Below are 17,828 nucleotides of genomic sequence, written 5' to 3' on the forward strand. Positions count from 1 at the left end.
CGTGGCGTGGTGACCCACCAACCAGAACAGCGAAACCCTTCCCCCGAGGGCGAGCCGGTCAAGCAGTCCCGCCCCGGCCTGATCCAGGCACGGCTGCATCGTGGCCTGACCCAGGAACAAGCCGCCGAACACGTCGGCGTCTCCATCAGCACCTGGGCACGCTGGGAGCGCGGCACCCAGAACATCCGGCCCTACTACCGCAAAGTGCTGGCCGAACAGTGGGGCGCCAAACCGAATGAGGTGGACGCCTGGTTCCAGGTCACCGCATGCTCCTCCCTCACGCCGTGTGCCGAGATGGCCATAGGCGGGGCGGGACTGGTCGAGCCCATGCTTCACGCATCCAGCGTGGAGACGGCCAGGCAGTTGTGGAGGTTGGAAATGGACACATCACGCAGACACCTACTAGCCGCACTGCCGTTCATGCCCTCGCTATTGAGCGAATGGCTCGTGTCGTGGGCTTTTGACCCACCCGCTACCGCAGCTTCGGGTGGCGTACGGACCGAACAGACGGTCAGGCAGGTGGGGGCGGCGGATGTGGCGCGTGTCCGGGAGGCACGCCAGGCGTTCTCGCAGATGGATCACCAGTTCGGCGCCGGGCTGGTCCGCCCGGCTGTCACCGACTTTCTCGACTCCCAGCTCAGCGTCATGCTCGCCGGCACCTACAGCAACGACACCAGGGGCGAACTGTTGTCGGCCGCCTCCAGCATGACGCAGCTAGCCGGATGGATGGCCTACGACCTCGGCTATCACGGTCAAGCTCAACGCCACTACGGCCAAGCCCTCAACCTCGCCAAGGCAGCCGACGACCAGCTCATCGCAGCCTACGTACTCACAGCTTTGGCCCAGCAGGCATGCGACCTCGGGCACGGCCGGTGGGCGCTACGACTCGCGACAGCCGCTGGGGACGCGGGCCGCCGAGCAGACGCACCGCCCAAAGTGAAGGCACTGCTGATGCTGCGCCAAGCCCGAGCCGAGGCCGTCACCGCACAGACCGCAGACCAGCGCGGCGCCCACGCCCGCCGCCAGGTCGGTCTTCTCCTCAGCCAGGCTGAACGCCACTTCTCCCAAGGCCAGAGCGACCGTGACCCGCCCTGGAGCACCTCCCTCGGCCAGGCCGAGCTGGCCGCGGAAGCGGGCTACTGCTGGCAACGTGTAGGCGAACACCGCAAAGCCGCCGACCTCGCCGAGCAAGCATTGGCTGGATTCGGCACCAGCTACGCACGCTCCACGCAATTCAACCGCGTGCACGCCGCCCACGCCTACCTTGATCTCGGCGACCTCGACCACGCACTCTCCCTCGCCATCCCCGCCATCCCCGCAGCCAAAGAACTCACCTCCGCCCGCGCCGTCGCCCACATCCGCGACTTCGCCAGCCGGCTCACCCCGCACGCCCGCCTGACAGCCGTGCAGGACTTCAACGACATGCTGCACGACAGCCTCGCCAGCTAACCGACCACCAGACATGACCCCGGCCAAGACGCCACCCGCCGAGGCGGCATGCCGGATGCTGGGCCTGGACAGCACCGGCTTGAGGCTGCTGCATCTGCGCGCCAATGCCGTCTTCCATCTACCCGGGCCCAACGCGGTGCTACGGCTACGGCACGCGCCCGGCAACAACTCGATCACCGCCCGACTTCACACCGCCATCACCGTCACCCGCTGGCTCACCCAGCAAGGCTTCCCCACCATCACTCCGTTAGCCGTGGATCAACCGGTCAGTGTCGACGGCTGGCTGGCCACCGCCTGGAACTACGTCACCCAACCCACTCAAGCCGCACCCACACCCGAAGATCTCGGTGCCATCATGCGTGACCTTCATCGGATGCCTCAGCCGCCGGTCCCGCTTCCGCCTGTCCATCCGCTGGGCAGCCTGCAGGCAGACCTCATCCGCCTCGACCCGTCCTGCTCACCGGTCACTCCAGACCAACGGACCTGGCTGCTGAACCAATGCGCCCTCATAGAGGGCGCCCTACCCCCACTGATCATCGGGTTGGACCACGGGCTCCTCCACGGTGACATCCACCCCGGTAACCTCTTCGGCATCCCCGGCCGATGGCAACTCGGCGACTGGGACTCCATCAGCGACGGCCCCCACCTCCAAGACGCCATCCCCACTCTCATCGGGCACCACCGCTTCGGCCGTCCCCGCAGCCGCTGGCATCGCTTTTGCCGCGCCTACGGCCTCGATCCCGACATCGAAACCACGCCCGCCGCCCGCCTCCTGCTCGCGGCCAGAGAACTACGCTCCCTCGCCGCCTACATCCGCGCCGCCGACCACCCCGCCACCCGCGCAGAGTTGCACCACCGGCTTCGCTCACTCATGGACAACGAACCCCATACCTGGAAGCCCATCTGAACATGCTCGACGGTTCTCTTGGCATGAACGACATCGAAGCAGCCCCGCGGGTCGTGGTGCCGTCACCGTCGCACCCGCAGTGGCCATCTGTGATGCTTCGAATCGCATCTACTACAGAGGGCAAGAGAGCCTTGCCGTGCACATCGGAGCACATGCACCACCGGCTAACCGTGTATGCCAGATCGGCCAGCAGTCATATGACGATTCCGTGTGCACGACTCCGATATCGCCTAGCCTCGGGCTGTCCATGCGAGGCAGCATTAATCATCGCCATACCCGAAGCTCGCACGTTCCACGTCAGGATGTGTCAAGCACTCTAAAGCTCCAGCAATTTCCCCAAAGAGGGCTGTCCGATCTCGTGCTTCTCGGCCGGTATTTAGATAAGTGACAGGGTCAATTTCCTATCACGCAGGAGTGCCTTGAACGTACAGCTCCGACGCACGACGCATGCGGCATGAGCGCGGCCAACCACGGACTTGACATCCCGGCCGGAGGTAGGGATCGATCATCCCTACCCCTGACGGCCTGGGAATCCCGCGCCACACCCGGTGAGCGCGCGGCCCACCAGGACTCCGTGACGGAGGCAAGGGCCTCGGACTCCGAGAACACGTCTCGCCGAAAGCCGACGTCTCTGCTGCGAACCGTCATCCAGTTCGACCTGGTCGACGGAGAAGCCGGTGATCGACTTCACCATCACCAGGCAATCGTGATCATGGAGGTTCTGGAATGCCTGGCGGCACGCAACATCCCGCACCCTTCCCTCTCGACGACCTCAGAGCCGGATCGAGAGGACGAACTGCCCGCCTGACCGGGCAACTCGATGGCCCCCTTCTGGTCGCCTTCGCCGGCCGTACCTCCACCGAGGACCAGCAGGATCCTACGCTTTCCATTCCGCGCCAACTGAGCGCCTGCCGGTCTGCGCTGCCAGGGCAGGCGATCATCGTCGCGCACTTCTACGACGTAGAGTCCGGCCGATTGGACCTCAGCGCACGAGGTCAAGGCCGCGGTCATGAGCGCTTCTCCATCCCGGTCCCGCGCGATGGCGGTATTCAGGACCTGCTGGCAGAGGCCGCGCGGCCCGACCGCCGGTTCAACGCGGTGATCTGTGAATCCATCGAACGCATCGCCCGCCGTACCTACATCACCACTCAGATCGAGAACCAGCTCGAACAGCTCGGCGTTCACCTGATGTGCTCGGACGAGCCCATCATCCTGGGTGGCAAGCGCGCATCGCAGATCCTCACGCGCCGCGTCAAGCAGGGTGTTGCCGAGTGGTACGTCCTGGAACTGCTCGAGAAGTCCTGGGGCGGATTCGAGACCCACACCGAACAGGGTTTCAACGTCGGCAAGCCCTGCTACGGCTACGCCGCCGACAAGATTCCCCACCCCGTCCCAGCCCGTCGTGCCGAGGGCCGCACCAAACACCGCCTGATCCCGGACCCCGTTCGTGGTCCCGTGGTCACTTACATCTTCTACTTGCGGGTGGTTGAGCGGCTCGCCTACAAGCAGATCGCCGAGCGGCTCAATCAGGATCTAGACCGTTACCCGCCCCCCACCCCGGTCGACCCCGCCCGGGCCCGTGGCTACTGGGCGGTCAGCTCTGTCCGCGAGATCCTCATCAACCCCAAGTACACCGGTTACATGGTGTGGAATCGCCGGGCGACCAAGAAGGGCGGATCCTGCAACCCTCCCGAGGCTTGGGTGTGGTCTCCGCATCCGACGCATGAGCCGCTCGTCACCAAGGAGGTCTTTCTGGCTGCGCAGAAGGTCGCTGCTACCAAGGAGCGTTCTCGAAGTGGCGCGGGGCCCAATACCGCTCACCCGCTGACCCGCCGGTCCTACCCGTTGCGCTCCCACGTCTTCTGCAGTGACTGCAGGCGTCGTATGTTCGGCAAGACCCGAACCCCCTACAGTTACTTCGCCTGTGCACCCGCGCCGGGCTATCGCCCCGAGGGGCACCCTGCCACGATCTACGTTCGCGAGGACCTGCTCCTGGATGGGGTCAGCGATTTCTTCGCCAGGCGGATCTTCGGTGCCGCCCGCGCGGTCTACCGCGACCGTGCTCGAACCGACAACGAAGATTCCGCGGCCGTTGAGCATCAGGCCAAGATTGACGCGCTCAGTCGCTCGGTTGCCGAGATCGACACCCGTCGGACGCGTCTTGTCCGCACCTTGGAGATGACCGATGACCCTACCGGCGCTCTCGTCCATGACGTTCAGACCCGGGCCGCCGAACTCGCTGAGGAGCGGGCGGCGAAGCATCGAGAACTCCACAACCTCGAACTGACCCGGCCGACGCTGAGCGAACCGGCGTTGCTGGATGAGATCCCGGTCGCAGCCATCGACTTGTCCTTGATGCCAGAGGCCATCATGCGGCGCCTTTTCGACGCCTTTCGGCTGGAGATCTACTACGACAAACCGACCAACACCGCGACGTGCAAGGTAGCGATCACCAGCGACACCTTGGGCGCGATACGGCACGCTGCGGGCGCTGCTCTCGCGATCGAGGGGAACAACGAAGAGGCAACCCCGATGGAGTTGCCCACGTGTGATGTGCCCCCGGCAGGATTCGAACCTGCGGCACCCGCTTTAGGAGAGCGGTGCTCTATCCCCTGAGCTACGGAGGCGGACGCCGACAAGCCTAGCGAAGTCTGGGACCGCATGGGTCACTGGACTGGGGGTGAGTTGCCGGGCGTGGTGGGGTCAGTACTGGGGTGGGGTGTGGCAAAGGGATCGTAAGCGATCCCCGTCCCGATCATGGCGGATGGATAGCGTTGGTCGGGTGACGAACAGGGGACGTAAACAAAGGCCCACCGTGCTGTTGGCCGCGCTGCTGGCTCCGGCGATCCTTGCCGGCGGGCTGATGGTGGGGGAGGGGTACGACGACGACGGCGAGGGGCGGGCTGTTGTCGACGTGGTGCCTCCGGACGTGGGGCTGGCGTTTGAGCCGGTCTACGTGCCTGCGCCGGCTCGGGCGGATCTGGTGTACGAGGGGAGCGTGCCTGCGCCGCGGAGGCCGAAGGAGCGGGTGCGGGTGGTGGATGTGCCTTCTGTGTTGCCGTCCGCCGAGGAGCGGGTGCGGGTGGTGCGGAAGGAAGACCCGGCGCCGGTTCGGGAGAGGGAGAGCGGGTGTCCGGGGGAGTGGGAGGAGACCTGGCTCTGGGAGTTGTGCCGGGAGCATGAGAGGGCTCCGGCCTGACGGGGGACGGATGGTGAGGTCCCGCCGGTCTGCGTGGAAAGGGGTACGAGGAGCTCCAGGTTGGGTCAAGCGGGTTGAGGCGCCGGGTGTACGGCTTGTGAACTGGGGACGGCGGGGCGGGGATGCGGGTTAAAAACCCTAAACGGGATATAGCGGCTCTCCGGAGTTGGGTCCGGGCACTCGGAGGGCTGTAGTAACGTGCGTGCCTGACCAAGGTAACGAGTGTGCAAACGGAGGAGTCGAGCGTGCCAACTCCTCGATCAGCGGGCCTGATCGCGGTCGTCGTGGCGATGACTTCACTGTTCGCACCTCCGGTTCAAGCTGAGGCCCCGGCTGAGGCCCCTACGGCGGTGGCCGTGGATCCGGGGAGCCTTACCGAGTTGCGCAAGGAGGCCGAGAAGTCGGCCAAGGAGCTTGAGGACGCCACCAAGGCGCTGGAGCAGCGGCGAACGAAGATCGCTGCTCAGGAGAAGGAGCTCAAGACCAAGCTGCAGGCTCTCGACCAGGCGGAGAGCCAGCTCGCCGAGGTACGCAAGCCGGTCTCTCGGTTGGCGGAGCTGTTCTATCAGCAGCCGATCGGTGGGGATGGGCTGATTCCGTTCCTGTCGGGCGATGCCGGGGTCGGGACGCTCCGGGCGATGAGTGACGCCAACCAGATCGTCGCGGTACGGCAACTGGCCGTGGAGCAGACCAGCCGCCTCTACCAGGAGACCGAACGGCTGGCCGCCGAGGCCCAGGAACTGCGGGCCGGGAACCTGCTGGCCGAGGCGCAGATGGCGGCCGAGATCGACACCCTTCGGCAGCGGTCGGACAAGGTCGTGAAGTCGTTGACCACGGCGCTGGTGAAGATGGGCATCAAGATCGACAAGGTGGGGCGGGCGGCGCTGGCCTGCAATCCGCTGCGGATCACCGCCGCCGGCGACTATCCCAACGGGCTGATTCCGCGGACGTTCCTGTGCCCGCTGCAGCAGCGCGGGCACATGTTGCGGGCCGATGCGGCCATCGCGTTCGTCAGTCTCAACGAGGCTTATCGCAAGCAGTTCGGGCGGCAGATCTGCGTGACCGACGCCTATCGGAGCCTGTCCGAGCAGCAGTCCGTCTATTACCGGCGGCCGGGGTTCGCGGCGGTGCCGGGGCGGAGCAACCACGGGTTCGGGCTGGCGGTCGACCTGTGCGGAGGGGTGGAGCGCTTCCGGTCGGCCGAGTTCAACTGGCTGGAGAAGAACGGCAAGCGATACGGGTGGTTCCACCCCGACTGGGCTTACAGCAGTCCGTTCGAGCCCTGGCACTGGGAGTACGATCCCAAGAGCGACTCGCTGATCTAGGCGGACGTGAGCTCCGAGGTGCAGGCCGGGCAGCGCTTGGCGGCCTTCGGGATCTCCGTGAGGCACTGCGGGCAGTCGTGGTGCGTCGCCTCCTCGCCGGCCGCCAGGCGGTCCTTGTACGACGTGTACGGCCGGACGATCAGGAAGTAGACGACACCGGCGACCAGCAGGAACGCGATCAGCGCGTTGATGAAGTTGCCGTAGTTGAAGCTCGACTGCCCGACCGTGAACTTCAGGGTGGAGAAGTCGGGCATCCCGCCGAAGGCCGAGATCAGCGGGGTCAGCAGGTCGGCCACGAACGAGTTGACGATGGCGGTGAAGGCCGCGCCGATGACGACCGCGACGGCCAGGTCGATCACGTTCCCCTGCATGAGGAACTTCTTGAATCCGTTCATGGGCAGGGATCGTAGTCCAATGATTACGCAGTGTGAGGCTTGAGGATGACGGAGAGTCGTCCGCCGGACTGCGCGGCGGCGAGCTGGGCGGCCTGGGTGGTCGTGGTGGCCAGCACGATGAGGGCGCCCTGGTCGTCCTTCGAGCTCGGGGTCGACAGGACGGTGACGTCGTCGGCCACCAACTGGGCCGACTGACCCTCCCATGCGGCCAGTACGCCGATCGTCGCCCCGGGCCTGACGAGCCGGGCGGCGTCCGGATCGGCGATGCGGACGGGTGCGGCCACGAGGCCGGGCGGCAGCCGTACCGGATGGAGGAGGCGGACGTCGGTCAGAGGCTCGCCGCGGCGCATCGGGGCGGCGAGCACGCCGTCGGCGGGCGGTGCGCGCAGGGCGCCGTCGGGAGGTGCGTTGAGCGGGGCCAGGCGGAGGTCGCCCGGGCGCAGCGTGCCGGGGGAGAGGTCGCGGGCGGCCACCAGCACGGGGGTGCCGGGGTCGGGGAGCAGTGCCAACAGGGCGGCGTGGGTCGCGGCGGCGGCCAGGAGGGCGGCGGTCAGGCGGCGTTTCATGGCAGCTCGAAGGGGAGTTTGATGCCGTCGAGGGCGGAGCCGCAGGTGCAGGTGCGCTCCTCGGGGAGGGCCTGGACGGTGTCGGCGACGAGGGTGCGCATGCGGGCGACGTTCTGGGCGAAGAAGGCGAGGACCTCGTCGTGCGTGACGCCCTCGCCCGCCTCGACTCCGGCGTCGAGATCGGTGACCAGCGACAACGACGTGTAGCAGAGGGCCAGCTCTCTGGCCAGGATCGACTCGGGGAAGCCGGTCATGCCGACGATGGTCCAGTCGTTCGCGGCGAACCAGCGCGACTCGGCGCGGGTGGAGAAGCGCGGGCCCTCGATGACGACGAGCGTGCCGCCGTCGACGGTGTTCCACTCTCCCGCGCGGGCCGAGGACACCGCCACCGCGCGGCCGGAGGGGCAGTAGGGGTCGGCGAAGGACACGTGTACGGCCCCGCCCATGTCGTAATACGTCTGCACGCGACCGGAGGTGCGATCGACGATCTGGTCGGGGACCACGATCGTGCCGGGCCCGTGCTCGGCCTTCAGCGAGCCGACCGCGCTCGGCGCGAGCACCTGGCGGACCCCGAGCGAGCGCAACGCCCAGAGGTTGGCCCGGTACGGGATGCGATGGGGTGGAAAGCGGTGGTCGCGCCCATGCCTGGGGATGAACGCGACCGTCCGCGAGCCGATGCGGCCGACGGTGACGACGTCGCTGGGTGGTCCGTAGGGCGTCGTGAGGGTGATCTCCTCCGCGTCGTCGAGCAGGGAGTAGAAGCCGGAACCGCCGATGACGCCGATGTCTGCACGCATGCCGCAGAGATTAGCGGGCGGGGTTGGGGGATGGGTGGGGCAGAGCGGCGTTCTGTGGACGGTGGGGAGGCTGTGGACGAAGCGACTCCGATAAGTAGTCGAAAGACTACACACAGTACGATCTAGATATGCGGCAAAAGGGGCTGGGCCTCATCATCATCGCGCTCATGCTGGGCATGCTGCTGGCGGCGCTGGATCAGACGATCGTGTCCACCGCGCTGCCGACGATCGTGAGCGACCTCGGCGGGCTGGAGCAGCTCTCGTGGGTGGTCACGGGGTACATGCTGGCCAGCACGGTCTCCACGCCGCTGTGGGGCAAGCTCGGCGACCAGTACGGCCGCAGGGGGCTGTTCATCGGGGCGATCGTCATCTTCCTCATCGGATCCGCGCTCTGCGGGCTGAGTCAGAACATGGGCCAGCTCATCCTGTTCCGCTCCGTGCAGGGGCTCGGCGGCGGCGGACTCATGGTGCTGGCGCAGGCGATCGTGGGCGACGTCGTCCCGGCCCGCGAACGCGGCCGTTACCAGGGGTTCTTCGGCGCGGTCTTCGCCGTCTCCAGCATCATCGGGCCGCTGCTCGGCGGTCTGTTCGTGGACCATCTGTCCTGGCACTGGGTCTTCTACATCAACCTGCCGGTCGGCGCGGTGGCGCTGTTCGTGATCATCGCGGTCCTGCCCGGCCACGAGAGCAGGACCAAGCACAAGATCGACTATGCGGGTGTGGTGACGATTGGCGGCGCCACCAGTTGCCTGGTCCTGATCGCGACGTGGGCGGGCACCGTGTACGCCTGGACGAGTCCGCAAATAGCCGGTCTCGCCCTGGGCGCCCTCGCGCTGCTCATCCTCGGATATGTCGCGGAACGGCGGGCGGCCGAGCCCATCATGCCCCTCAAGCTGTTCCGGCTCCGGGCGTTCACGATGTCGTCGATCGTGGGGTTCGTGGTGGGTTTCGGGATGTTCGGCGCCCTGACCTATCTGCCCCTCTATCTGCAGACGGTCCACGGCGTCAGCGCCACGCTGTCCGGGGTTCACCTGCTCCCGATGATGGCCGGAATGCTGTCAATGTCCATCATCAGCGGACAAATCATCTCCCGCACCGGCAAGTACCGATATTTCCCGATCGCGGGCACCTTCATCGCCACCATCGGCATGTTCATGCTCTCCCGCCTGACCGAGACCAGCAGCACCCTGGTCATGAGCGTCGACCTGCTCGTCCTCGGAGTCGGCTTGGGCATGACCATGCAGGTCCTGGTCATCGTGGTGCAGAACGCCGTCGACTTCCAGGATCTCGGCGTCGCCACCTCGGGCGCCACGTTCTTCCGCTCGATCGGCGGCTCCTTCGGCGTCGCCACGCTGGGCGCGGTCTTCACCGGCAGGCTCAATGCCGACATGTCAGAACTCGTGGCGAAAACCCCTCTGCCGCCCGGCGTGGACCCGGCGAACATCCAGAAGGACCCCACACTCATCCAGAAGCTGCCAGAGCCCCTGGCGCAGGACTTTCTCCACGTCTACGCCGACGCGATCGCCCACGTCTTCCTGGTGGGCACGCCCATCCTGTTCGTGGCGTTCGTGCTGTCCTGGTTCATCCCGGAACAGCACCTGCGCGAGACCACCAAGGCCATGGACTACGGCGAGGGCATGGGCGCGACCTCCGCCGAGCGCACCTCGCTCGCGGAGGTCGAAAGAGGTCTGGTACGGCTGGCCGACACCGACCTGCGTAAGGACTACTACGTACGCCTGGGTCAGTTGGCAGGGCTGTCCGACCTGCCTCCCCAGAGCGTCTGGGTGATCGCCAGGCTGGGCGGAGAAGGCTGGGTCAAGGCCGCCGACCTGGCCGAACGGGCGCACGTCAGCAGGAGCGAAGGCCGGCCGTACGTGGACAGGCTGACCGAGCGCGGACTGGTCACGCGCTCGTCCGACGGCGACTCGCTACGGCTGACCGAGCAAGGCGACGCGGCGGCCGAGCGGCTCCTGGAGCAGGCCAAGGCCGGTTTGGGCAGGCTGGTCGCCGACTGGGGCCCGAGTCCGCAACTGCGGCAACTGTGCGAGCGGATCGCGCCCGAGTTGCTCGGCGCGGACGCCGACCGGCCGGGCTGATCAGCTTGACGCGGCGGCCGGCGTGGAGGACTTCTCGGAGGAGGACGACGACGTCGAGGTTGACGGCGTGGCGGTCTTCTCCGGGGTGGTGGACGCGGGCTTCGTGGTGGAGCTCGTGGACGACGAGCGGCTGTCGGTCTTGTAGAAGCCCGACCCCTTGAACACGATCGCTGCGGCCGAGAACACCTTGCGCAGTTTGCCCTCGCAGTTCGGGCAGACGGTCAGCGCGTCATCGGAGAACTTCTGAACGACCTCGAGAGGCTGCCCGCAGTCGTTGCAGACGTACTGGTACGTGGGCACGCATTCCTCCTCTGGATTGGCACTCGACCGTGGCGACTGCTAATGCTAACCGATGGGGTCAAACTTTCATTCCAGACCCCGCTCGCCGTACCATCCCGCGAGCTTGCCGCGGCGGCTTACGGCCCGCAGACGCAGTTCGACCTGTTCGCGGCAACTCGCGGTGGTCACGACGAGCAACTGGTCCTCCGCCCTGATGCGGGTGGTGGTGGCGGGTACGAACGATTTGCCCTCACGCACGATCAGCGTGACCTGGGCGCCGGCCGGGAGCCGTAGCTCGAAGATCTCCACGCCGTGGAGCTGGGAGCCCGGCGGCACCTTGACCTGCAGAAGGTCGGCGTTGAGCTCCTCCAGCGGCGCCGACTCCACCTCCAGGTCGTGCACCTCGCCCGGCGCGCTCACCCCCAGAATCCGCGCCACGAACGGCAGCGTCGGCCCCTGGAGCAGCGTGAACACCATCACGATGACGAACACCTGGTTGAAGATGTCCTCCGACCCCTTGACCTCGGCCGCCCAGGGGATGGTCGCGAGCACGATCGGCACCGCCCCGCGCAGCCCCGCCCACGACAGGAACGCCTGCTCGCGCAGACCGGTCCTGCCCAGGCGCGCGAGCCTGGCCAGCAGCGCCGAGATCATGACCGAGAGCGGCCTGGCCAGCAGCACCAGGACCGTTCCCGCGATGAGGCCGGGCACGACCGCCTTGGGCATCTCGCCGGGGCTGGCCAGCAGGCCGAGCATGACGAACAGCAGGATCTGCGCCAGCCACGCCGCGCCCTCCGCGAAACCCCTGGTCGCGGCCCTGTGGGGGAGCCGGGCGTTGCCGAGGATCAGCGCGGTCAGGTAAACGGCCAAAAACCCAGAACCATGCAGATGTACGGCACCGCCGTACGCCAGGAAGGTGAGGGCGAGGACCGCGAGCGGATAGAGGCCGGAGGCGGCCAGCGCGACGTGACGCAGCGCCAAGGCCCCGAGGGGGCCGACGGCCAGGGCGACCACGGCGCCGATGAACAGCTCGATCGCGGTCATGAGCACGAACTCGCCCGGACCGGGGATGGGCTTGGCGACGCTGCTGAGCAGCACGACCGCGATGACCGTGGGGGCGTCGTTGAAGCCGGACTCGGCTTCCAGGATGCCGCCGAGGCGCGGCGGCAGCGGCAGGCGGCGCAGGACGGAGAAGACGGCGGCGGCGTCGGTGGAGGCCAGGACCGCGCCCAGGATCAGGGCGGCCCGCCAGTCGTAGCCGAGCAGGCCCGCGACGGCGAGCGCGACGACCATGATGCTCACGGCCACGCCCACGGTGGCCAGGAGGAGCGCGAGGGGCACGGCCTTGCGGACGTGGTTCCAGTTGGTGGTCAGACCGCCTTCGGCCAGGATCACCGCCAGCGCCGTGAGGCCGATGTGCTTGGCCAGGTTGGGGTCGTCGAACTGGATGCCGAAGCCGCTCTCGCCCAGCACCAGGCCGAAGCCGAGGAACAGCAGCAGGCTCGGCAGCCCGCTGCGGTGGGCGACGCGGACGGAGGCGATGGCGGCGATGAAGACCGCACCGCCGAGAAGGAGCCAGAACTCGACGGTCACCTGGCCCCCTCTCTCTTTGTAGTCACATAAGCCTAGTGAGTCCCATAGGAGTCACCGCATAACGGACCCGCTCGTCGTGGCCCTCGGCGGGGACGCCGTCGATCAGTTCCCCGTCGTGCAGCAGGGCGACCACGGGGACGTTCGGCCCGACCCTGGCCAGGGCTCTGTCGTAGGAGCCGCCGCCGCGCCCGAGTCGTACGCCGGTCCTGGCGTCGACGGCGAGAGCCGGGACGATCACCAGGGCGGCGGTACGGATCGCGTCGACGCCGCGCCGGGTGTCTATGGGCTCCATGATCCCGGATCGTCCCGGTGCGAGGGTATCTGGGCCGTCGTATACCGCCCAGTCCAGATCGTCATCATCTTTGTGCACAGGCAAGATCACTGTGGCGCCGTGTTTCCACAGGGCGAAGACAAGCCCGTGCGTGTCCGGCTCGCTTCCGATAGACCAGTAGCACGCCACCAGCCCCGCCATCTGGACCCAGGGCTGATCAAGGAGGGTTTCCCGGATGCTTGTCGCGTTTGCCCTGCGTTGTTCGGGCGAGAGGGAGGTACGCGCCTCGATCAGCTCGCGGCGCAGCTTCATCTTGTCCACAGGTACCTCCACTAGGGTCTACTCATGGCTGACTTCGACCCTGTGACGAAAGCCGTGGTGCCCGCCGCGGGTCTGGGCACCCGGTTCCTCCCGGCGACCAAGGCGACACCCAAAGAGATGCTGCCCATCGTCGACAAGCCCGCGATCCAGTATGTCGTCGAGGAGGCCGCCTCCGCCGGACTCCTCGACGTCCTCATGGTCACCGGGAAGAACAAGCGGTCGATCGAGGATCACTTCGACCGTGCCTTCGAACTGGAGGAGGTGCTCGAAGCCAAGGGCGACGAGCACCGGTTGTCCCAGGTCCGTGAGCCAGCCTCGCTGGCGACCCTCCACTACGTGCGGCAGGGCGAGCCGAAGGGGCTCGGCCACGCCGTGCTCTGCGCCAAGCAGCACGTCGGCGACCACCCCTTCGCCTGCCTGCTGGGCGACGACCTGATCGACTACCGCGACGAGCTGCTCAAACGCATGATCGAGGTACGCGGCACCTACGGCGGCAGCGTGATCGCGCTCATGGAGGTCCCCAAGGAGCAGGTCTCCCTGTACGGCGTGGCCACCATCCAGGCCACCGACGAGGACGACGTGGTCAAGGTGACCGACCTGGTGGAGAAGCCGCCGGTCGAGGAGGCGCCGTCCAACTGGGCGATCATCGGCCGCTACGTCATCGACCCGGCCGTCTTCGAGGTGCTGGAGAACACCCCGCCCGGCCGCGGCGGCGAGATCCAGCTCACCGATGCCCTGCGCACGCTGGCCGGGCGGTCCAGCTCGGAGGGCGGCCCCGTGCACGGCGTGCTGTTCCGCGGTCGCCGCTACGACACCGGTGACAAGCTCGACTACCTGCGCACGGTGGTGAAGTTCGCCGCCGACCGCCCCGACCTGGCCCCCGAGTTCGTTCCGTGGTTGCGGGAGTTCCTTCGTGAAATCGGTTGACGCGCACCTGGCCGAGATTTTGGCCACGGTACGCACGCTGGCGCCGCTCGAGATGGAGCTCGAGCGGTCGCTGGGCACCACGCTGGCTGAGGAGGTCGTCTCGCCGGTGCCGCTGCCGCCGTTCGACAACTCGGCCATGGACGGCTATGCCGTACGCGCGGCCGACCTGGCGGCGATCCCGGTCACGCTGCCGGTGATCGACGACGTGGCGGCGGGGTCCGACGAACTGCGTGCCGTCGGGCCTGGTCACGCGGTGCGCATCATGACCGGCGCGCCGGTTCCGGCCGGGGCCGACACCGTCGTACCGGTGGAGTGGACCGACGGCGGCACCGCGACGGTCACGATCAACCAGGCCGCGCCCGCGGGCAACGCCATCCGCCGGGCCGGCGAGGACGTGCCGGCCGGCGAGGTCGTGCTGCGCCCCGGCACGGTGATCGGGCCCGCGCAGCTCGGCATCGTCGCCGGCGTCGGCCGCCGCAGGGTGTGGGTGCGCCCGCGTCCGCGCGTGGTCGTGCTCTCGACCGGCGCGGAGCTGGTCGAGCCGGGACTCCCGCTCGGCCCCGGCCAGATCTGGGACTCCAACAGCTTCACCCTCACCGCCGCCGTACGCGAGAACGGCGGCGACGGCTACCGCGCCGCGACCGTGGGCGACGACCCGGCCAAGTTCCTGGAGCAGCTCGACGCCCAGCTCGTGCGCGCCGACGCGATCATCACCAGCGGCGGCGTCTCGATGGGCGCCTACGAGCCGGTCAAGGAGGCCCTCGCGCCGCTCGGCACGGTCCGGTTCGAGAAGGTCGCGATGCAGCCCGGCATGCCGCAGGGCTTCGGCGTGGTGGGCGAGGACCAGGTCCCGATCTTCGCGCTGCCCGGCAATCCGGTCTCGTCCTTCGTCTCCTTCATGCTTTTCGTACGGCCGGCGCTGCGGAAGATGCGCGGACTGCCGGCCGGGGCGCCCGAGACACTGACCGCGCACGTGCTCGGGCCGCTGCGTTCGCCCGCGGGCCGGCGCTCCTACCTGCGCGGCGTGCTGTCCGGCGACGGGACCGTGAGCCCGGTACGCGGCCAGGGTTCCCACCAGCTCGCGGCGCTGGCCTCGGCCAACGCCCTCATCCAGGTGCCCGAGGACGTCACCGACGTACCCGCGGGCGCTTCTGTGCAGGTGATCAGGCTATGAGCTTCACCCATCTCGACGAGTCGGGCGCCGCCCGCATGGTCGACGTCTCGGCCAAGGACGTCGGCGCCCGGACCGCCACCGCGACCGGCCGCGTACTGCTGTCCGGCGAGGCCGTGGCGCTGCTGCGCTCCGGCGAGGTGCCCAAGGGCGACGCGCTGGGCGTGGCGCGGATCGCCGGCATCATGGGCGCCAAGCGCACGCCCGACCTCATCCCGCTGTGCCATCCGATCGCGCTGCACGGGGTGAAGGTCACGCTCGACATCGTGGACGAGGGCGTGGACATCACCTGCGTCGTCAAGACGGCCGACCGCACGGGCGTGGAGATGGAGGCGCTCACCGCGGTGTCGGTGGCGGCGCTGGCGCTGATCGACATGGTGAAGGCGGTCGACCCGGCCGCGGTGATCACCGGCGTACGGGTCGAGGAGAAGACCGGCGGCAAGACCGGCCACTGGACGCGGCCATGATCCGCGCTTTGGTGATCACGGTCTCCAACCGCGCCTCCGCCGGGATTTACGCCGACAAATCCGGACCTCTTCTGGTTTCGCTGCTTGGTGAGGCCGGGTGTGAAGTGGATGGACCTGTGGTCGTTCCCGACGGCGATCCGGTCGAGACCGCGCTGCGCGACGGCATCGCCAGCGGATACGAAGTGATCATCACCACCGGCGGCACCGGGCTGACGCCCATGGACCTCACTCCGGAAATGACCGCCCGGGTAATTTCCCGGGAAATTCCCGGCATTGCGGAGGCCATCCGGCAGGCGAATCGCGAAAAGGTTCCGACTTCGATTCTGTCCCGCGGGCTGGCCGGTCAGGCGGGCGACACGCTCATCGTCAACCTTCCCGGCTCCAGCGGGGGCGTGCGGGACGGCGTTGCCGTACTCGCTCCTGTTCTGCGGCACGCGGTCGAGCAGATCCGCGGCGGCGACCACCCGCGCTGATCCGTGGCGACATGGCGTCCGATGGGGGGATGATGAGGGTGTGGATCGACTTCGTGGCTGGCCGGCGACTCTGAGCGAAGGGCCGGTGGGTCTGCGGCCGCTGCGGCTGGGAGACGTACGGGTGTGGCGCGAGACGCGCCTGCGCAACGCCGAATGGCTGCGCCCGTGGGAGCCGAGCAACCCGGAGACGCCGCTGTTCAGGACCGGTCTCGGGCCGTACGTCTCCATGGTCGGCACGCTGCGCAGAGAGGCCAGGCAGGGCATGGCGCTGCCCTGGGTCGTCACCCACGAGGGGCGATTCGCCGGACAGCTCACCATCGGCGCGATCGTGTGGGGATCGGCCCGTTCCGCGCAGGTCGGCTACTGGATCGACGGCGCGCTCGCCGGGCGCGGCATCACGCCGACCGCCCTGGCCCTGGCCGTCGACCACTGCTTCTTCACCACCGGACTGCACCGCATCGAGGCCAACATCCGGCCGGAAAATCACGCGAGCAGAAGAGTGGTTGAGAAGCTCGGTTTCAGGGAAGAAGGCATTCGGCGTCGCCAACTCCACATCGACGGAGCCTGGCGTGACCACATCTGCTACGCGTTGACCGTTGAGGACGTTCCCGGCGGTCTGCTCGTGCAGTGGCGTCGCGCGCGTGAGTCAGCCGCTCACGGTGGGTCTCCGGTAGAAGAGGTTTGACGATCTCGCGACACACCGCATCGAATGCTCGTCAATTAGTGACACGCGGTCTTACGGTGCGTGACGTGAGCACATCGAAGACGCCAAGAAGACACAGGCGTTTTCATGCTGCCCTTAATCGTGTCCGGAGGTGGTCGTGAGCAGCGTCCTCCTCTATCTCGCCATCGTCGTCATGTGGTTGTGCGTGCTTGTCCCGATGTGGTTGCGCAGGGACAAGAGCAACCTCGCCGAGCTGGCCGAGCTCGAAGAGGAGTACTACACGGGCGAGCACCAGCTCCCGGACCTGGAGCAGGTGCAGGGCGCCTCGTTGATGGACCAGCCGGACACCGGCGAATACTCCATCGAGGAACCCGCCGCCGCGCCCGTCGTGGACCCTCGCCAGTTCCGCGCCCGCCGCCGCGCGATCATCGTGGCCCGGCGCAGGCGGTTGCTGTTCTTCACCTCGTTGCTGGTGATCGCCTCGTTGGTGACGGCTGGGGTGCGGATGATGCCGTGGTGGGGGGTTGCTCCTTCCATCGTGGTGATGGCGGCTTATCTCGGGTTCCTGCGCATCGCCGTACAGGTCGATCAGGAACGGCGGCGCCGCGCCGCCCAGGCCCGCGCCGAGCGGAGGCGGCGGGCGCAGGAGCGGCGGCGGCTGGAGGCGGAGCGCGAGGCCGAGATCATCGAGTTCACGGCCCGGCAGCCGGACGTGCTGTTCGATCAGTACGCGGAACCGCCTCGGCGGGCGGTTGGGGACTGAATGGGTGGCGCGAGGACCCCTGGGAGTTTGCTAATCTGGTCGAGTCCTTGGGGATGTAGCGCAGTCCGGTAGCGCACTTCGTTCGCATCGAAGGGGTCAGGGGTTCGAATCCCCTCATCTCCACCGAGGTCAAAGGCCGCTTCTGATCGCTCAGAAGTGGCCTTT

General features: G+C 67.7%; 18 protein-coding genes, 2 tRNA genes and 1 pseudogene. 13 read left to right on the plus strand and 8 right to left on the minus strand.

What is annotated here, in order from left to right; translation table 11 throughout:
* Positions 1 to 6 precede the first annotated feature (6 nt).
* Positions 7 to 1,449 (plus strand): helix-turn-helix domain-containing protein, encoded by a 1,443-nt coding sequence (locus ACIBEJ_RS30530; RefSeq protein ID WP_397186313.1) that lies wholly within the window; start codon positions 7 to 9, stop codon positions 1,447 to 1,449.
* 13 nt (positions 1,450 to 1,462) lie between these two features.
* A complete protein-coding gene (locus ACIBEJ_RS30535) occupies positions 1,463 to 2,356 on the plus strand; it encodes a phosphotransferase (protein WP_397186314.1) in 894 nt (297 codons plus the stop codon).
* A gap of 693 nt (positions 2,357 to 3,049) precedes the next feature.
* On the opposite strand, the gene ACIBEJ_RS30540 is transcribed toward ACIBEJ_RS30535, so the two are convergent.
* Positions 3,050 to 3,781 (minus strand): hypothetical protein, encoded by a 732-nt coding sequence (locus ACIBEJ_RS30540; RefSeq protein ID WP_397186315.1) that lies wholly within the window; start codon positions 3,779 to 3,781, stop codon positions 3,050 to 3,052.
* A gap of 30 nt (positions 3,782 to 3,811) precedes the next feature.
* Between ACIBEJ_RS30540 and ACIBEJ_RS30545 the strand changes: the two are divergent.
* Positions 3,812 to 4,117, plus strand: a pseudogene (locus ACIBEJ_RS30545) (recombinase family protein); the annotation flags it as partial.
* A gap of 793 nt (positions 4,118 to 4,910) precedes the next feature.
* On the opposite strand, the gene ACIBEJ_RS30550 reads toward ACIBEJ_RS30545, so the two are convergent.
* Positions 4,911 to 4,983 (minus strand) — tRNA-Arg (locus tag ACIBEJ_RS30550).
* A gap of 155 nt (positions 4,984 to 5,138) precedes the next feature.
* Here ACIBEJ_RS30550 and ACIBEJ_RS30555 point away from each other — a divergent pair.
* Together ACIBEJ_RS30555 and ACIBEJ_RS30560 are read left to right on the plus strand one after the other, a co-directional pair.
* Positions 5,139 to 5,555 (plus strand): hypothetical protein, encoded by a 417-nt coding sequence (locus tag ACIBEJ_RS30555; RefSeq protein ID WP_397186316.1) that lies wholly within the window; start codon positions 5,139 to 5,141, stop codon positions 5,553 to 5,555.
* 380 nt (positions 5,556 to 5,935) lie between these two features.
* Entirely contained in the window at positions 5,936 to 6,880 is a 945-nt protein-coding gene (locus ACIBEJ_RS30560; RefSeq protein ID WP_397186317.1) for a D-alanyl-D-alanine carboxypeptidase family protein, read from the plus strand.
* Here the strand turns inward: ACIBEJ_RS30560 and mscL are convergent.
* Genes mscL through ACIBEJ_RS30575 form a run of 3 tightly spaced genes read right to left on the minus strand, consistent with a single transcriptional unit; the run spans position 6,877 to position 8,638 of the window.
* Positions 6,877 to 7,275, minus strand: a complete 399-nt coding sequence (mscL, locus tag ACIBEJ_RS30565) for a large conductance mechanosensitive channel protein MscL (protein ID WP_397186318.1) — start codon at positions 7,273 to 7,275, stop codon at positions 6,877 to 6,879. The two genes, ACIBEJ_RS30560 and mscL, sit on opposite strands and share 4 nt — an antisense overlap.
* Positions 7,276 to 7,298: 23 nt before the next feature.
* Entirely contained in the window at positions 7,299 to 7,841 is a 543-nt protein-coding gene (locus tag ACIBEJ_RS30570; protein WP_397186319.1) for an SAF domain-containing protein, read from the minus strand.
* Complete coding sequence (locus ACIBEJ_RS30575) at positions 7,838 to 8,638, minus strand: S-methyl-5'-thioadenosine phosphorylase (protein ID WP_397186320.1); 801 nt, start codon at positions 8,636 to 8,638, stop codon at positions 7,838 to 7,840. The genes ACIBEJ_RS30570 and ACIBEJ_RS30575 overlap by 4 nt, the downstream gene beginning before the upstream one ends.
* A gap of 128 nt (positions 8,639 to 8,766) precedes the next feature.
* Between ACIBEJ_RS30575 and ACIBEJ_RS30580 the strand changes: the two genes are divergently transcribed.
* Positions 8,767 to 10,734, plus strand: a complete 1,968-nt coding sequence (locus ACIBEJ_RS30580; protein WP_397186321.1) for an MFS transporter — start codon at positions 8,767 to 8,769, stop codon at positions 10,732 to 10,734.
* On the opposite strand, the gene ACIBEJ_RS30585 is transcribed toward ACIBEJ_RS30580, so the two are convergent.
* From ACIBEJ_RS30585 to ACIBEJ_RS30595, 3 genes are all read right to left on the minus strand, one after another.
* Positions 10,735 to 11,034: an FmdB family zinc ribbon protein gene (locus ACIBEJ_RS30585; RefSeq protein ID WP_397186322.1), complete on the minus strand. Its 300-nt coding sequence runs from the start codon at positions 11,032 to 11,034 to the stop codon at positions 10,735 to 10,737.
* Between the two features lie 66 nt (positions 11,035 to 11,100).
* Positions 11,101 to 12,606 carry a potassium/proton antiporter gene (locus tag ACIBEJ_RS30590; RefSeq protein ID WP_397186323.1) on the minus strand — a complete coding sequence of 502 codons (1,506 nt, stop codon included), beginning with the start codon at positions 12,604 to 12,606 and terminating at the stop codon, positions 11,101 to 11,103.
* 22 nt (positions 12,607 to 12,628) lie between these two features.
* Positions 12,629 to 13,198 (minus strand): 5-formyltetrahydrofolate cyclo-ligase, encoded by a 570-nt coding sequence (locus tag ACIBEJ_RS30595; protein WP_397186324.1) that lies wholly within the window; start codon positions 13,196 to 13,198, stop codon positions 12,629 to 12,631.
* A gap of 24 nt (positions 13,199 to 13,222) precedes the next feature.
* Between ACIBEJ_RS30595 and galU the strand changes: the two genes are divergently transcribed.
* From galU to ACIBEJ_RS30630, 7 genes are all read left to right on the plus strand, one after another.
* Complete coding sequence (galU, locus tag ACIBEJ_RS30600) at positions 13,223 to 14,125, plus strand: UTP--glucose-1-phosphate uridylyltransferase GalU (RefSeq protein ID WP_397186325.1); 903 nt, start codon at positions 13,223 to 13,225, stop codon at positions 14,123 to 14,125.
* A complete protein-coding gene (glp, locus tag ACIBEJ_RS30605) occupies positions 14,112 to 15,299 on the plus strand; it encodes a gephyrin-like molybdotransferase Glp (RefSeq protein WP_397186326.1) in 1,188 nt (395 codons plus the stop codon). The genes galU and glp overlap by 14 nt, the downstream gene beginning before the upstream one ends.
* Positions 15,296 to 15,763 carry a cyclic pyranopterin monophosphate synthase MoaC gene (gene moaC / locus ACIBEJ_RS30610; RefSeq protein ID WP_397186327.1) on the plus strand — a complete coding sequence of 156 codons (468 nt, stop codon included), beginning with the start codon at positions 15,296 to 15,298 and terminating at the stop codon, positions 15,761 to 15,763. Before glp ends, moaC begins: the two co-directional genes overlap by 4 nt.
* Positions 15,760 to 16,236, plus strand: coding sequence for a molybdenum cofactor biosynthesis protein B (locus tag ACIBEJ_RS30615; protein ID WP_397186328.1), 477 nt, complete (start codon positions 15,760 to 15,762; stop codon positions 16,234 to 16,236). Before moaC ends, ACIBEJ_RS30615 begins: the two co-directional genes overlap by 4 nt.
* A 40-nt stretch (positions 16,237 to 16,276) precedes the next feature.
* The gene (locus ACIBEJ_RS30620) at positions 16,277 to 16,921 is read left to right on the plus strand and encodes a GNAT family N-acetyltransferase (protein WP_397186329.1); all 645 of its coding nucleotides are present in this window, start codon (positions 16,277 to 16,279) and stop codon (positions 16,919 to 16,921) included.
* Between the two features lie 136 nt (positions 16,922 to 17,057).
* Complete coding sequence (locus ACIBEJ_RS30625; RefSeq protein ID WP_397186330.1) at positions 17,058 to 17,663, plus strand: hypothetical protein; 606 nt, start codon at positions 17,058 to 17,060, stop codon at positions 17,661 to 17,663.
* Positions 17,664 to 17,712: 49 nt separating this feature from the next.
* Positions 17,713 to 17,786, plus strand: a tRNA-Ala gene (locus ACIBEJ_RS30630).
* Positions 17,787 to 17,828 lie beyond the last annotated feature (42 nt).

Source organism: Nonomuraea sp. NPDC050790, assembly GCF_044456745.1.
In the GTDB taxonomy this organism is placed as follows: Bacteria; Actinomycetota; Actinomycetes; order Streptosporangiales; family Streptosporangiaceae; genus Nonomuraea.